Source organism: Mesorhizobium sp. M0522 (assembly GCF_040321085.1).
GTDB lineage: Bacteria > Pseudomonadota > Alphaproteobacteria > Rhizobiales > Rhizobiaceae > Mesorhizobium.
Genome location: NZ_JAMYQW010000006.1, coordinates 153,447 through 168,329, shown reverse-complemented (window position 1 = coordinate 168,329; position 14,883 = coordinate 153,447). Strand labels below are relative to the sequence as shown.

The following is a 14,883-nucleotide window of genomic DNA, read 5'->3' as shown; positions in this document are numbered from 1 at the left end:
ATCACATGAACGCACCCCTCAACATCGCCATGCCCGCCGAGGCAGCCGCAGCGCCGAAAAGGTACCGGCTGCTGATCGGCGGCAGGTTCATCGACGCCCAGGACGGCCGCACGCTGGAGCGCAGCAGCCCCGGCCACGGCTTCACCGTCTCGCGCTATGCACAGGCCGGCGCGGCGGACGTAGAGGCGGCGGTTCAGGCCGCGCACAAGGCCTTCGAGACCGGCCCGTGGCCGCGCATGAAGGCAGCCGAACGCGCCGCGATCCTGCTCAAAGCTGCTGACCTGATCGAGGCGCGGCTGGACGAGATTGCCCGGCTCGACGCACTGGAATCCGGCAAGCCGATTGCGCAGGCGCGCGGCGAGATCGGCGGCGCCGTCGATATCTGGCGCTATGCCGCGGCACTTGCCCGCACGCTTCACGGCGAAAGCTACGCCAATCTCGGCGACGCCATGCTCGGCGTCGTGCTGCGCGAACCGATCGGCGTCGTTTCCATCATCACGCCGTGGAATTTCCCGTTCCTTATCGTCAGCCAGAAACTACCCTTCGCGCTCGCCGCCGGCTGCACGGCGGTGGTCAAGCCGAGCGAGATGACCTCGGCCTCGACTTTCGTGCTCGGCGAGATACTGATGCAGGCCGGCTTGCCGGACGGCGTCGTCAACATCCTTGCCGGGTTGGGCGCCGATGTCGGCGCACCGATGGTCAGCCATCCGTTGGTCGAGATGGTGTCGTTCACCGGCTCCACCCGCGTCGGCAAGATGACCATGGCGTCTGCCGCCAACTCGCTGAAGAAAGTCGCGATGGAGCTCGGCGGCAAGAACGGCCAGATCGTCTTTCCCGATGCCGACCTCGAGGCCGCCGCCGACGCGGCGGTGTTCGGCGGCTTCTTCAATGCCGGCGAATGCTGCAATGCCGGCAGCCGGCTGATCGTCCATGAGGCGATCGCCGACGAGTTCCTCGGCGCCGTCAAAGCCCTCACCGCCAAGGTGGTTGTCGGCGACCCGCTCGACGACCGCACCAAGGTCGGCGCGATGATCTCCGCCGACCATATGGCCAAGGTCACCGGCTACGTGACGGCAGCGGAAAACGGCGGCGGCCGGATCTGTAGCGGCGGCAATCAGCTTGCTTCGGGCGCCGGCCAGTATCTTGATCCGACCATCGTTCGCGATGTCACCGAAGACATGGCCATTGCACGCGAGGAAGTGTTCGGTCCGGTGCTCTCGGTGCTGACTTTTGAATCGATTGAAAGGGCGTTGCACATCGCCAACAACACGCCCTATGGTCTGTCGGCGGGCGTGTGGAGCGCCAGCATCGATACCTGCATGTCGGTGGCGCGGAATGTGCGTTCGGGAACCGTTTGGGTGAACACGTTCATGGAGGGTTACCCCGAGCTGCCTTTCGGCGGCTACAAGCAGTCCGGTCTCGGACGCGAACTCGGCAAGCGCGCCGTCGAGGATTATACCGAGGAAAAGACAATCCAGTTTCATCGCGGCCAGCGCACCGGATGGTGGGTCGGCTGAGTTGGGAAGAACCCGGTGGGCATCCGCCGGTCGTGTAAGTTCAACAAGGGAGGAAGTACATGTTGCGCAAACTGCTTATCGGGACGGCTCTCGCATCGGGCGTTGCGTTCGCGGCCCATGCCGAGGACGTCAAGGAAGTCCAGATGCTGCATTGGTGGACGTCGGGCGGCGAAGCTGCCGCTCTGAACGTGCTCAAGCAGGATCTGGCCAAGGAAGGCTTTGCCTGGAAGGACGTGCCGGTGGCCGGCGGCGGCGGCGACGCTGCCATGACCGCGCTGAAGGCGATGGTGGCAGCGGGCAACTACCCGACCGCCTCGCAGATGCTTGGCTATACCGTGCTCGATTACGCCGCAGCCGGCGTTATGGGCGACCTGACCGAGACGGCGATAAAGGAAGGCTGGGACAAGTCCGTTCCCGCGGCCCTGCAGAAATTCTCCGTCTATGATGGCAAGTGGGTCGCGGCTCCGGTCAACGTCCACTCGGTCAACTGGCTATGGATCAACAAGGCGGTGATGGACAAGATCGGCGGCACCGAGCCCAAGACCTTCGACGACTTCATTGCGTTGCTGGACAAAGCCAAGGCGGCGGGCGTCATCCCGCTCGCGCTGGGCGGCCAGAACTGGCAGGAAGCGACAATGTTCGACTCAGTCGTGCTGTCGACCGGCGGGCCTGAGTTCTACAAGAAGGCCTTCAACGACCTCGACGAGGAGTCGCTGAAGTCCGACACGATGAAGAAGTCGTTCGACAATCTCGCCAAGCTCGTCACCTATGTCGACCCGAACTTCTCGGGCCGGGACTGGAACCTCGCCACCGCCATGGTCATCAAGGGCGATGCGCTGGTGCAGGTGATGGGTGACTGGGCCAAGGGCGAATTCAACGCCGCCAAGAAGGTCCCGGGCACCGACTTCCTGTGCTACCGCTTCCCGGGCACCGACGGCAGCGTCGTCTACAACTCCGACATGTTCGGCATGTTCAACGTTCCGGAGGACCGCAAGGCCGCCCAGATCGCCCTGGCCACCGCCACGCTGTCGAAGAGCTTCCAGTCGGCCTTCAACGTCGTCAAGGGCTCTGTTCCGGCCCGCACCGACGTGCCGGACACCGATTTCGACGCTTGCGGCAAGAAGGGCATGGCCGACCTGAAGGCCGCCAATGAAGGCGGCACGCTGTTCGGTTCGCTGGCGCAGGGCTATGGCGCGCCTCCCGCGGTTGCCAACGCCTACAAGGATGTCGTCTCGAAATTCGTCCACGGCCAGATCAAGACCTCAGACGAGGCCGTGACCCAACTGGTCAGCGCGATCGAAGACGCCAAGTAAGGCACCCGCCCATGTGAATGATCTCCCCGGCGCAAGCCGGGGAGATCCCCTGCGGCGAGGTTTTGCGGTTGCGCCGACCGGCACGCTTTCGTGCCGCAGAGCCCGAGACAGCAGAATTCCGGACCCGCCATACGGAATGGACAGATGAGCACAGTTGCTGAAACCAGTATCACGCTGACGCCGGAGCACGATGCCCGTCCGGGCGCCACGGTGCGCTCGCGCCTTCAGGACGCGCTGCCGAAGCTCGTGCTGGCGCCGAGCTTCGCCGCCACTATCGTCTTCGTCTACGGCTTCATCCTGTGGACGATCTATCTGTCCTTCACCAATTCCAAGACCTTTCCCTCCTATGCGATCACCGGGCCACGCGCCTATCAGCGGCTATGGCGCTGGACTTTCGAAAGCGATCCGCCGTCCTCCTGGTACACGTCGATCACCAATATGGGGATTTTCGGCTTCCTCTATATTTCCATCTGCCTGGCGCTCGGCCTGTTCCTAGCGATCCTGCTCGACCAGAAGATCCGCGGCGAAGGTGTGCTGCGGCCGATCTACCTCTACCCGATGGCACTGTCGTTCATCGTCACCGGCGTTGCCTGGAAATGGTTTCTGGACCCCGGCCTCGGCCTCGAGCAGACGCTGCACCAATGGGGCTGGACGAGCTTCCATTTCGACTGGATCAAGAACAAGGATTTCGTCATCTACACGGTGGTCATCGCCGGCGTCTGGCAGGCGTCGGGCTTCATCATGGCGATGTTCCTGGCCGGCCTGCGCGGCATCGACGGCGAGATCCTGAAGGCGGCGCAGATCGACGGCGCCACCACCTTCCAGCTCTACCGTCGCATCGTCATCCCGCTGCTGCGGCCGATCTTCCTGTCCGCCTTGATCGTCCTCGCGCATCTCGCCATCAAATCCTACGATCTGGTGGTCGCGCTGACCAGCGGCGGGCCGGGCGGTTCGGCCTGGCTGCCGTCCAACTTCATGTATGAGTACACCTTCAAGCGCAACGAGATGGCCGTCGGCTCGGCCAGCGCCGTGATCATGCTGATGACCATCACCGCGATCATCGTTCCCTATCTCTATTCCGAGCTTCGGGAGAAGCCGCGATGAGCGCCGTGGCCACGCCTGCTCGCCAGAGCACTGGCGGTATCAGCGCCAGGACGGTCAACCGTATTGTCATCTACGGGCTGCTGGCGCTGTTCGCGCTGTTCTATCTGATGCCGCTGTTCGTCATGCTGGTGACCTCGTTCAAGACCATGGACGAAATCCAGAACGGCAACATGCTGGCGCTGCCGCAGGAGCCGACCTTCGCACCTTGGATAAGGGCGTGGAGCGAGGTTTGCTCGGGTCTCACCTGCGTCGGCATGAAGGGTTATTTCTGGAACTCGATCAAGATGGTGGTTCCGGCCGTCATCATCTCGACCCTGCTCGGCGCGCTCAACGGCTATGTGCTGACGAAGTGGCGCTTTCGCGGGGCGACGCTGGTGTTCGGGCTGATGCTGTTTGCCTGCTTCATTCCGTTCCAGTCCGTCCTCTTGCCGATGGCAACGATCCTCGGCAGCCTCGGCCGGTTCGGCGTCAAGCTGCAGAACGCGACCGGCCTCACCTTCGGCTTCGGCAATCCGACCGTGAACCTGGTGTTCGTTCATGTCGTCTACGGCATCGGCTTCACCACCCTGTTCTTCCGCAATTATTACGAAGCGTTTCCGAACGAGCTGGTGAAGGCGGCGCAGATCGACGGCGCCAGCTTCTTCCAGATCTTCCGGCGCATCATGCTGCCCAACTCGCTGCCGATCATCGTGGTGACGGTGATCTACCAGTTCACCAACATCTGGAACGACTTCCTCTTCGCTTCCGCCTATGCCGGCTCAGGCGACGTGATGCCGATGACGGTGGCGCTGAACAATGTCGTCAACACCTCGACCGGCGTCGTCGAATACAACGTCAACATGGCGGCGGCGATGATCGCCGCGCTGCCGACGCTCCTCGTCTACGTGCTCGCCGGCCGCTATTTCGTGCGCGGCCTGATGGCCGGCGCCGTCAAAGGATAATCGCATGGCTTTTCTGGAAATTGACGGGCTGAAGAAGCGTTTCGGAGCGGTCGAGATCCTGAAAGGCATCGACCTCGACCTGGAAAAGGGCGGCTTCCTCGTGCTGGTCGGGCCTTCCGGTTGCGGCAAGTCCACGCTGCTCAACACTATTGCCGGCCTGGAAACCATCACCGAAGGGGAAATCCGCGTCGACGGACGCACGATCAACGATCTCCACCCTTCCAAGCGCGACATCGCCATGGTCTTCCAGAGCTACGCGCTCTATCCGAACATGACGGTTGCCGGCAATATCGCCTTCGGCATGGAGATGCGCGGCGTGCCGGCCGGCGAGCGCCAGAAGGCGATCGACAAGGTGGCGAAGGTCCTGCAGATCGGCCATTTGCTGAAGCGCAAGCCAAGCCAGCTCTCCGGCGGCCAGCGCCAGCGCGTCGCCATGGGCCGGGCGCTGGTGCGCGATCCAAAGCTGTTCCTGTTCGACGAGCCTTTGTCCAATCTCGATGCCAAGCTGCGTGTCGACATGCGCATCGAGATCAAGCGCCTGCACGCCACCACCGGCACCACCATCGTCTACGTCACCCACGACCAGATCGAAGCGATGACGCTGGCCACCAAGATCGCGGTGATGCGCGACGGCGAGGTGCAGCAGTTCGGCACGCCAGCCGAAATCTATAACAATCCGGTCAACCTGTTTGTTGCCGACTTCATGGGCTCGCCGGCGATGAACCTGATCCCGGCGACGATCGGCAGCAACGGCAGCGGCTTCTCCGTCGTCATGGAGCGCGAGGCGCGCCAGCCGATCTCGCTGCCGCTGGGCAATGCGCCGGCCGGCCTGTCGGCATTCCAGGGAAAACCGATCATCTTCGGCGTCCGCCCGGAAGCACTGACCGATCCCGAGGGTGCCGAACGCAATGCCTCGAACATCGCCCGCGCCGACTGTCACATCGAGGTCATCGAGCCGGCCGGCTCGGATACGTTCGCGGTCACCAATCTCGGCGGCAAGGCGGTGGTGGCGCGGCTGCGCGCCGATGCCAAAATCCAGCCCGGCACGGTCACGCCGCTCGCCTTCAACCTGACCAAGGCGGTGTTCTTCGATCCGGCGACCGAGAAACGCATCGTCTGACCGCCATGACAAATCCCGACATCGTCATCATCGGCTCCGGCATAGGCGGCGCCACGATCGCCTCCGGCCTTGCCGGCGGTGGCGCCTCGATCCTGATGCTGGAGCGCGGCGATCCACTGCCAGCAACGTCGCACACACGCGACACCCGCGCGATCTTCGTCGACGGCCATTATCGGCCGAAGGAGATGTGGCTCGAGGCCGGCGGAGCGCCTTTCAACCCGGGCAATTACTACTATGTCGGCGGCAATTCGAAATTCTACGGCGCGGTGCTGATCCGCTACCGCAGGCAAGACTTTTCGGAGATGGAGCACTATGGCGGCGTCTCGCCGGCCTGGCCGTTTTCCTATGAGGAATTCGAACCCTGGTATTCCAGGGCCGAGCAGCTGTTCCGCGTGCGCGGTGCGCTGGGTGAAGACCCGACCGAGCCGTTCCACTCGATGCCCTACCCTTTCGGGCCGGTACCCGACGAGCCGCCGATCGCGCGCGCCCGCGCCGAGCTTAGGAGCCTCGGCCTGCACCCGGCATCGCTGCCGCTCGGCGTCGACATCGAAGCCTGGCTGAAAGACGGCAGCACGCCGTGGGACGCGTTTCCCAACACCGGCGTCGGCAAGGTCGACGCCCAAACGGGACCGCTGGCCGCCGCCCTTGCCGACCAGAAGATCAAGCTCGAGACCGGCGCCCATGTCGAATATCTCGAGGCATCGCCGGATGCGAGGACGATCATCGCCGTCCATTATCGACAGAACGGTACGCTGAAGAAAGTCGCGCCGAAGCTGGTCATCCTATCGGCCGGCGCAGTCAATTCCGCCGCCATCCTGCTGCGCTCGCCCACCCCTCAGGGCAGAGGCGGCGGCAAAGGCCTGGCCAACCGCTCCGACCAGGTCGGCCGCAACTTCATGAACCACAATTCGAGCGCCATGCTGGCGATCGATCCACGCCGCCGGAACAGATCCGTCTACCAGAAGACGCTGATGCTGAACGATTATTATCTGTCCGACGGCAAGGGCGGCAAGCCGCTCGGCAATGTCCAGCTCCTCGGCAAGATCGACGGCAACATCCTCAAGGCCAATGTCAGGCGCGCGCCCAAATTCGCGCTCGATTTCATGGCCGGCCACGCCGTCGACTGGTATCTGATGTGCGAGGACCTGCCCGATCCCGAGAGCCGCATCATGGTCGACGGCAAGGACATCGTCATGCAGTGGCGGCGCTCCAACATGCAGTCGCTCGACGGACTGACCAAGGTGATGCGCGAGAATTTCCGCGCCTGCGGCTATCCGATCGTCCTGTCGCGTCCGTTTGACAAGCGCACGCCCTCACATCAGTGCGGCACGGTGAAGATGGGCAACGATCCGGCGACCTCGCCGCTGGATCCGTTCTGCCGCTCCTTCGACCACAGCAATTTGTTCGTCGTCGATGCCGGCTTCCTGCCGAATTCGGCCGCCGTCAATCCGGCGCTGTCGATCGCCGCACAGGCGCTGCGCGTCGCCGATCATATCCGCAAGACGGAGCTTGCAACATGAGCCGCCCGGCAGCGATCGTCACCGGCGGCGCGCGCGGGATCGGCCTTGCTTGCGCCGGGGCGCTGGCCGACGCAGGCTTCGACATCCTCCTCTCAGACCTTGCCGACGAAGCCGCCGACGGGCTCGCCGCCGACATCACCGGGCGCGGCGCGAAGTTCGCCTATGCCAGCAGCGACATCGCCGACCTCGACGGCCACGCAGCGCTGATTGATGCCGCGACAAGCGCCTTCGGCCGCATCGACTGCCTGGTCAACAATGCCGGCATCGGCGCCGTCCTGCGCGGCGATCTGCTCGAGCTCAAGCCCGAAAATTTCGACCGGGTGCTCGGCATCAATCTGCGCGGCACCGTATTCCTCAGCCAGGCCGTCGCCAAAGCGATGCTCGGCCTGCCAAGCGATGGTGCGAGATCGATCATCACCATCACCTCGGTCAGCGCCGCCATGGCCTCGCCGGAACGTTCCGATTACTGCATCTCCAAGGCTGGGCTTTCGATGTGGGTGAAGAACCTGGCGCTGCGGCTTGCCACCGAAAACATCGCAGTGTTCGAGGTGCGCCCGGGCATCATCCGCACCGATATGACCGCGGGTGTGACCGCCAAATATGACGGGCTGATCGACGGCGGGCTGGTGCCGGCGATGCGCTGGGGCGAGAGCGAAGATATCGGTGCCGCCGTGGCAGCACTCGCCGGTGGCAAGTTCGGCTTTTCGACCGGCTCGGTCATCAATGTCGACGGCGCGCTGTCGGTGCCGAGGCTATGAACAGGTGACGCCATGACGGACTACATAATCGTCGGCGCCGGCCCGGCCGGGTGCGTACTCGCCAACCGGTTGAGCGATGATCCGTCGCATCAGGTGCTGCTGCTCGAAGCCGGCGGCAAGGACTGGCATCCGCTGATCCACATGCCGGCCGGTTTTGCCAAGATGACCAAGGGCATCGCCGCCTGGGGCTGGTCGACGGTGCCGCAAAAGCACATGCAGGACCGTGTCTTCCGATACACGCAGGCCAAGGTGATCGGTGGCGGCTCTTCGATCAATGCCCAGATCTACACGCGCGGCAACGCCCGCGACTACGACGCCTGGGAGAAGGAAGAAGGCCTTGCCGGCTGGGGCTATCGCGATGTGTTGCCCTACTTCAAGCGCGCCGAGAACAACCAGCGTTACGCCAACGATTTTCACGGCGACCAGGGCCCGCTCGGCGTGTCGAACCCGATTGCACCATTGCCGATCTGCGAGGCCTATTTCCGGGCCGGACAAGAGATGGGCATCCCCTTCAATCCCGACTTCAACGGCGCCAGCCAGGAGGGCGTCGGCTATTACCAATTGACGCAGAAGGACGCGAAGCGCTCCTCCGCCTCGGTCGCCTATCTCAGGCCGATCCGCGAGCGCAAGAATCTCACCATCAGGACCGGCGTTCTGGTGACACGCATCGTCGTCGACAAGGGCCGCGCCGTCGGCGTCGAGATCGTCGACAGGCCGGGCGGCCAGCCAACGATCCTGCGCGCCGAGCGCGAGGTGATCGTCTCGTCCGGCGCTATCGGCTCGCCGAAGCTTCTGATGCAGTCGGGCATCGGCCCGGCCGACCATCTGAAGGCGGTCGGCGTGACACCGGTGCACGATCTGCCCGGCGTCGGCTCCAACCTGCAGGATCATCTCGACCTGTTCGTCATCGCCGAATGCACCGGCGATCACACCTACGACAACTACGCCAAGCTGCACTGGACGGCTTGGGCCGGCCTGCAGTATCTGCTCCTGAAGAAAGGCCCGGTAGCCTCCAGCCTGTTCGAGACCGGCGGCTTCTGGTACGCCGATCCGACCGCCGCCTCTCCCGACATCCAGCTGCATCTCGGCCTCGGCTCCGGCATCGAGGCCGGCGTCGAGAAGCTGAACAATCCGGGCGTGACATTGAACTCGGCCTTCCTGCGCCCGCGCTCGCGCGGCACCGTGCGGCTGAACAGTGCCGACCCGGCCGACCGCCCGCTGATCGATCCGAACTATTGGTCCGATCCCTATGACCGCGACATGTCGATCAAGGGGCTGAGGCTGGCGCGCGAGATCATGCGGCAGAAGGCGCTGCAGCCCTATGTGCTGCGCGAGATATTGCCGGGACCCGACCTGCAGAGCGGCGACGAGCTGTTCGACTACGCCTGCCGCAGTTCCAAGACCGACCACCACCCGGTCGGCACCTGCCGCATGGGCTACGATGCAATGAGCGTGGTGACGCCAGATCTCAGGCTGCGCGGTATCGAGGGCCTGCGCGTCTGCGACGCCTCGGTGATGCCGCGCATCCCCTCCTCCAACACCAATGCCCCGACGATCATGGTTGGCGAAAAAGGCGCCGATCTGATCCTTGGCCGCGAGCCGCTGCCGCCGGCGGTGTTTTCCACCAACCAAGCGGCATGAGGGACAAAGAATGATCAGGCACTGTGTCTTCGTCAGATTTCGCAACGATGTCGCCGACGCCGAGCGCGCGGCAATCCATGCCGATCTCGAAGCGTTGCGGGCGGTGATCGACGGCATGGGCAGGGTCGAATTCAGCGCCAATACCAGCCCGGAACCCTTCGCCCGCGGCTTCACGCACGGCTTCACCATCGACTTTCGCGACGCTGCGGCACGCGATGCCTATCTGGAGCATGAAGCGCATCAGCGAGCCGGCGCAAAACTGGTCGCGGCGCTCGAAGGCACCGACGGGCTGATGGTGTTTGACCTGGAGATCGCGTGACTATCCCATTCTCAGCGCAACGACGCCGGCAACGATGCTAAGCACCGCGGCACCTCGCCATGCCGTCATCTTCTCGCCGAGCGCGAACACCGAGATCATCATGGCGAACAGGATCGATGTTTCGCGCAGCGACGCCACCGAGGCGATCGGCGCCTTGGTCATCGCCCACATCACGATCCAGTAGGCGCCGCCGCTGAGCACGCCGGTGTAGATTCCGGCCTTCCAGTCGCGCGCCAGCACCGGCAGCGCCTGTGGGCCGCGAAAGACGACGCATAGCACCAGCGCCCACAGCGCATCGCAGACGAACAGCCAGGCGGCATAACTCGACGCGGTGGCGGCCAGCCGCGCGCCGCTGCCGTCCGACAGCGTGTAGCTGGCGATGAAGATCGATGTGCCCAGCGCGAAGCCGACGGCGCGCAGGTTCAATTTCTCCAGATGCGCGCCGCCGCGAAACGACAGCACCAGCGTGCCCGCCGACAACAAGAGGATGCCGAGAATGGCGAGCGGCGCCGGCATCTCGGCAACCACCACAACGCCCCCCAAAGCGGCCAGCAATGGCGCGGTGCCGCGCGCCAGCGGATAGGTCTGGGCGAAATCGCCGGCCTTGTAGGCGCCGATCAGGAACGTCCTGTAGCCCATGTGGAAGACAACCGAGGCGAGGATGTATGGCCACACTTCCGGCTTCGGCACCTCGACGAAAGGCAACGTCACCAGCGCAGCGGCACCCATGCCGAGCGTCATCAGTGTGATCGACAGGAAACGGTCGAGATGGACCTTGACCAGCGCGTTCCAGATCGCATGCATGGAAGCGGCGGCGAGCACCGCGAAAAAGACAAACAGGCTCATCGGCGGTTCATCCGCCGCCCGTCCCGATGACGATCGGCGTCTCCAGGTCGATATCGACCCAGAGCGGAAAATGGTCGGAAGCGATTTGGTCGATATCGGCGCTGACCGAGCGCACGCGCCCGGCAAACATGCCGCCGACGAAGCAATGGTCGAGCCGGCGCTTTGCCAGCCTGCCATCGATAGTCTTCACATGGGTGTGGAAATCCGCTGTCGGTTCCATTGCGACGGCGGCGGCATCGACAAAACCGTCGAGATAGGCGGCACCGCGATGATAGGGCGCGCTGCCGACAATGCGCCGGTACTCGGCGCTATCCGGCTCCATGTTGAAGTCGCCCAACCAGATCGCCGCTACGGGGTTTTCTGGCTCCTGTTCGCCATTGCTCCAGTTGCGCGCCGGCTCGTCGTCGGCGCCGCTCCATGGGCCGCCCTCGGACGGCGCGCGGCGATGCTCGGCCAGCAAATAGTCGATCTGCTCCAGCCGCTCCTCGGCCGCGATATGCGCCAGATGCAACGACAGCACCCGCACCGGACCGGCAGGGGTGCGGATCATGCATTCGAGTGCGGCATTGCGGGTGTTGAGCGGCCGCAGCGTGCGCCTGAGCGGCAGCGTATGCAGCCGCGACCAGACGATCGGAAGCTTAGACAGAACCATGGTGCCGAATTGCCGCCGCCGGTTGACGATGCGGCCTTCACGCCGGTGGCTGGCATCCATGTCGAAGGCCGGCCCGTAGACCCAATGATAGTCGGGCAGCAATTGCGAAAGAAGTTCCGGCTGGTCGTCCTCGTTGCTGCGCAACCAGTGCCGTTCCACCTCCTGCAAGGCGACGATGTCGGCGCCGGCCACGACCTTGGCACAACGCGCCAGGTCGTAGCGGCCATCGCTGCCGAAGCCGTACTGGATGTTATAGCTGACCAGCTTCATTGCTTATCCGGCTCAGTTTCCTGCTGGCAGTAGCCGTTCGCTGACAGCCTTGCAATGTGCAGCCGGGCGGAGGGAGCTTGGGCCAGATGCTAAGTGGTCAGCGGCTGGAACCGACCGGGCGGGGATGCTGCCAGTTCCGACCAGTCGATTTCTTCCTCAAGGCGGTGGTAGGCTTCGTCGCCGATCGTTCCGTCGATGCGCAAACGCTCCAGCGCATCCCGCTGGCTCTTGATGGCGTAAAGACGCAATCTGTCATACTCGGTCGCCGCCTGGGCATCCTCCGGGTTTTCGGCGATGGCGCGCTGGGCGGCATATTGCTCTCGCACCGCCCCGGCCGCGCTCGATGTCTTGCCGCTGAGCACGTCCAGCGCCGCCTGCATGATGGCGACGCGCGCCTGCGCCACCTCCCGGTCGACCGTCCGGTCGAGGTCGAGATTGAGCAGAAGCAGCAACGGTTTCAGGCTGACGCCTTGCAGCACCAATGTGCCGAGCACGACCGTGAAAGCGGCGAGCACGATCGGATCACGGCCGGGAAAGTCGGCCGGCAAGGCGAAGGCTGCCGCAAGCGTCACCAGGCCGCGCATGCCGCACCAGCCGATGAGCACGCCGCCGCGGAATGTCGGTGCGTCCTTCCGCCTGTCCTCGTCGCCCAGACGTGCCAGCGCTCTGAGGATCGCGCCGCAGCCCAGCACCCAGACGAGCCGTGATACGATGACGACGGCCAGCACAGCCAGGGCAAAGACGAACGCCTCGCTTTGCCCTTGCTCGGCAAGTCGACCGACGATCGACCGCGCTTGCAGGCCCATCAGAACGAAGGCCAGCACGTTGAGCACGAACACCGCCGTCTCCCAGACCGAGTAGGAGCTGACACGATTCCTTGCCGGCATGCGGCGCGGCGATGTACGTGCGATCGTCATGGCATAGACGACGATCGTGATGATGGCAGAAAGCCCTATCCTGTCGGCCAGGATCCAGACGCCGAAGGTTGAGGCGAATTGCACCACGGTGCCGCTCGCCGGGTCGTCGATGCGGCCGAGTATGGCGAGAGACAACCGGCCGAGCACATAGCCTGCGGCAAGGCTGCCGACCGTCGACAGCAGGATCATTGGAACGGCACTGCTCAACAGGATGGAGCCGGCGGCTGCGGAAACCGACATCCTGTAGATCAGCAGCGCCGTGGCGTCGTTGAGCAGGCTCTCGCCTTCCAGGATGGCGGTGATGCGGTGCGGCACCTTAAACTGTCCGAGCACGGCCGCCGCCGCCACCGCATCGGGCGGCGCTACGATCGCGCCGAGCGCTATGGCCGCGGCAATGGGCAGGCCTGCCATCGTCCAGCCGACCAGCGCGACCGTCACGGTGGTGAAGATGACGGCGCCAAGCGCCAGCAGGATGAGCGAAACCTTGTAGCGGTTGAGATCGCGCAGCGACGTGTCATAGGCCGCGTCGAGCAGAACCGGCGCGATGAACAGAGCGAGCGCCAGCTCCGGGTCGATCTCGATGGTCGGGGCAAACGGCAGGAAGGCGATGCCGGCGCCGGCCAGCGCCAGCAATGACGGATAGGGAATCTGCAGGCGCCGCGACAGCGCGGTCAGGGCGACCGCGATGAGAAGCAGGACAAGGGTGAGTTCAAAAAGCGCCATGCCTTATCGTAGCGGTGAAGCCGGGCGATTGGCACTGCAAAAACGACGACGGCTTTGGCTGCTCGTGAATGGTGAATGGTGAATGGTGAATGGTGAATGGTTGCTTGCAGAGGAATTTCGGCGCGTAAAGCGCATTCTTACTATTCACTATTCACTATTCACCATTCACTCTTCTCCTAATGCAGCACCAGCAGGTCGCCCGACGAGAACGAAATCTCGGCCTTTTCGCCGACGGCCGGCGGCGGTGTGGCCGGACTGTTGAACGTGTCGAGCGAGACCGTGCTGCCGCCGATGCCGACGCGAACCCGGATGACCGAGCCGAGGAAATGCACCTCGGCGATTTCGCCCGAAAGGCTGGAATCGCGGCCGGGGTGTCGGCCGAGCGAGATCGCCTCGGGCCGCAACGCCAGCGACAGCGTGTCGCCGGATTTCGAGCCGTTGAGCTTGCCCTTGAGCGAGACCTCTTGCGAGTTGACGCGCACCTTGCCCGAAGCGGCGTCGGTGACCGTGCCTTCGAGCACGTTCAGCGTGCCGACGAAATTGGCGACGAATTTGGTTGCCGGCCGGTTGTAGATCTCGAACGGCGTGCCGACCTGCTCGGCCTTGCCGCCATACATGACGGCGATGCGGTCGGAGATCGACAGCGCTTCTTCCTGGTCGTGGGTAACGAAGATGGTGGTGATGCCGAGCTTCTTCTGGATCGAGCGGATTTCCTCACGCAGCGACACGCGCACCTTGGCGTCGAGCGCCGACAGCGGCTCGTCGAGCAGCAGCAGTTTCGGCTTGGGCGCAATCGCCCGCGCCAGCGCGATGCGCTGCTGCTGACCGCCGGAAAGCTGGTAGGGATAGCGGTCGCCCATCTGCGGCAGCTTGATGATATCGAGCATCTCGGCAACGCGCCTGTCGGCATCGGCCTTTGGCATACCGGCGACCTTCAGCCCGAAGCCGATATTCTGCGCCACGGTGAGGTTCGGAAACAGCGCATAGGCCTGGAACACCATGCCGACATTGCGCTGGTTGGGCTTGAGCCGGGTGATGTCCTTGCCGGCCACGACGATCTTGCCGGCGGATGGCTCTTCGAAACCGGCGACCATGCGCAGCACCGTCGTCTTGCCGCAGCCCGACGGGCCAAGGAAGGAGACGAATTCGCCCGGCTCGACGTCGAGGTTGAAATCCTGCACCACGGTGATGGGGCCGAAGGATTTTCGCACATGCTGGATTGAGAGGAATGGCTCGGTCATG

Annotated in this window: 13 protein-coding genes; 9 read left to right on the top strand and 4 right to left on the bottom strand. The window is 64.1% G+C overall.

Annotation, left to right across the window (positions count from 1 at the left end):
- The first annotated feature begins 5 nt into the window (after nt 1-5).
- The 9 genes from NKI58_RS10455 (at nt 6) to NKI58_RS10415 (ending at nt 10,233) form a co-directional block, all read left to right on the top strand.
- Nucleotides 6-1,517, top strand: coding sequence for an aldehyde dehydrogenase family protein (locus NKI58_RS10455; protein ID WP_352785622.1), 1,512 nt, complete (start codon nt 6-8; stop codon nt 1,515-1,517).
- A 59-nt stretch (nt 1,518-1,576) separates the two neighbouring features.
- Nucleotides 1,577-2,830, top strand: coding sequence for an ABC transporter substrate-binding protein (locus NKI58_RS10450; protein WP_031194023.1), 1,254 nt, complete (start codon nt 1,577-1,579; stop codon nt 2,828-2,830).
- 144 nt (nt 2,831-2,974) lie between these two features.
- Nucleotides 2,975-3,934: a carbohydrate ABC transporter permease gene (locus tag NKI58_RS10445; RefSeq protein WP_023675368.1), complete on the top strand. Its 960-nt coding sequence runs from the start codon at nt 2,975-2,977 to the stop codon at nt 3,932-3,934.
- Nucleotides 3,931-4,875, top strand: coding sequence for a carbohydrate ABC transporter permease (locus NKI58_RS10440; RefSeq protein WP_023675367.1), 945 nt, complete (start codon nt 3,931-3,933; stop codon nt 4,873-4,875). Before NKI58_RS10445 ends, NKI58_RS10440 begins: the two co-directional genes overlap by 4 nt.
- Nucleotides 4,876-4,879: 4 nt before the next feature.
- Nucleotides 4,880-5,995, top strand: a complete 1,116-nt coding sequence (locus tag NKI58_RS10435) for an ABC transporter ATP-binding protein (RefSeq protein WP_023675366.1) — start codon at nt 4,880-4,882, stop codon at nt 5,993-5,995.
- Between the two features lie 5 nt (nt 5,996-6,000).
- The gene (locus NKI58_RS10430; protein WP_352785619.1) at nt 6,001-7,515 is read left to right on the top strand and encodes a GMC oxidoreductase; all 1,515 of its coding nucleotides are present in this window, start codon (nt 6,001-6,003) and stop codon (nt 7,513-7,515) included.
- Nucleotides 7,512-8,273: a 3-ketoacyl-ACP reductase gene (locus NKI58_RS10425; protein WP_352785616.1), complete on the top strand. Its 762-nt coding sequence runs from the start codon at nt 7,512-7,514 to the stop codon at nt 8,271-8,273. Before NKI58_RS10430 ends, NKI58_RS10425 begins: the two co-directional genes overlap by 4 nt.
- Nucleotides 8,274-8,285: 12 nt before the next feature.
- Nucleotides 8,286-9,914, top strand: coding sequence for a GMC family oxidoreductase (locus NKI58_RS10420; RefSeq protein WP_352785613.1), 1,629 nt, complete (start codon nt 8,286-8,288; stop codon nt 9,912-9,914).
- Between the two features lie 10 nt (nt 9,915-9,924).
- Nucleotides 9,925-10,233: a Dabb family protein gene (locus NKI58_RS10415; protein ID WP_352690471.1), complete on the top strand. Its 309-nt coding sequence runs from the start codon at nt 9,925-9,927 to the stop codon at nt 10,231-10,233.
- Here the strand turns inward: NKI58_RS10415 and NKI58_RS10410 are convergent, their stop codons facing one another.
- The 4 genes from NKI58_RS10410 to NKI58_RS10395 form a co-directional block, all read right to left on the bottom strand.
- Entirely contained in the window at nt 10,234-11,079 is an 846-nt protein-coding gene (locus NKI58_RS10410) for an EamA family transporter (protein WP_023675361.1), read from the bottom strand. It abuts the gene before it with no gap.
- Between the two features lie 7 nt (nt 11,080-11,086).
- Complete coding sequence (locus tag NKI58_RS10405) at nt 11,087-12,001, bottom strand: endonuclease/exonuclease/phosphatase family protein (protein WP_352690468.1); 915 nt, start codon at nt 11,999-12,001, stop codon at nt 11,087-11,089.
- Nucleotides 12,002-12,090: 89 nt separating this feature from the next.
- Complete coding sequence (locus NKI58_RS10400) at nt 12,091-13,641, bottom strand: cation:proton antiporter (RefSeq protein WP_352620344.1); 1,551 nt, start codon at nt 13,639-13,641, stop codon at nt 12,091-12,093.
- 176 nt (nt 13,642-13,817) lie between these two features.
- A complete protein-coding gene (locus NKI58_RS10395) occupies nt 13,818-14,882 on the bottom strand; it encodes an ABC transporter ATP-binding protein (protein ID WP_352576160.1) in 1,065 nt (354 codons plus the stop codon).
- Nucleotide 14,883: the final 1 nt, after the last annotated feature.